The organism is Microvirga tunisiensis, assembly GCF_009296175.1.
Classification (GTDB): Bacteria; Pseudomonadota; Alphaproteobacteria; order Rhizobiales; family Beijerinckiaceae; genus Microvirga; species Microvirga tunisiensis.
Genome location: NZ_VOSK01000952.1, coordinates 1 through 636 on the forward strand (window position 1 = coordinate 1; position 636 = coordinate 636).

Genomic DNA, 636 nt, shown 5'->3' on the forward strand with positions numbered 1-636 from the left:
CTATCTGGCGCGAAACGGGTTTACTCACATCCCGGCGCCGGCACAAAACGCCAAAACCCTCACAGGCGCTTCAGCGATGCTTGGTATACGCACTCTGCCATGCCGTGTGATGGGCTAAACTCGAGCTGAGTGCCTGCTCGAAATCCCGGCGCAAAGACACGCAGCACCGCCTCGATCCGTCGGGCCGTGTCCTCGTCTAGTCTCAGGTGCTTGTGACGGTTGTAGAACTCCATGAAGCCACTCACGACCTTGTTGAACTTGAAGGCCCGCACGTCCCGGTCGACCTGATCCTCGAAGGGTACCAAGTCGATCCGGTCCGATCCGCGGCGCTCCAGCCAGCGCCGCATGCGCGACAGGAACCTGCGCTGCCCGACGATGTGCTCGTCCGACCACTCCCCGCCCTCGGAATAGGGGCCGATGAACATCAGGTACAACGTATCCATCCGAGCGGGGCCGCGGGATTTTGGGTGCCGCGCGTGGTAACGTCGGTTCATGGAGATCGATGAGGACAAGATCGACGATGCCGTTTTGGCGCTGTTATGGCTGACGCTGCATAACGAGCGTTGTGCCTGGAAGGGCTTCGACTGGGCAACGACGGATCGGCTTCACAAGAAGGGCTTGATCGGCGACCCAGTC

2 protein-coding genes are annotated in these 636 nt (G+C 60.8%); one reads left to right on the forward strand and one right to left on the reverse strand.

Going from position 1 to position 636, the window contains the following annotated elements:
* Positions 1-59: 59 nt before the first annotated feature.
* Positions 60-434, reverse strand: a complete 375-nt coding sequence (locus tag FS320_RS44690) for a hypothetical protein (RefSeq protein WP_152718812.1) — start codon at positions 432-434, stop codon at positions 60-62.
* A gap of 58 nt (positions 435-492) precedes the next feature.
* On the opposite strand from FS320_RS44690, the gene FS320_RS49570 reads away from it, so the two are divergent.
* On the forward strand, positions 493-636 hold a 144-nt coding region (locus FS320_RS49570), incomplete at its 3' end, for a DUF6429 family protein (RefSeq protein ID WP_244626992.1).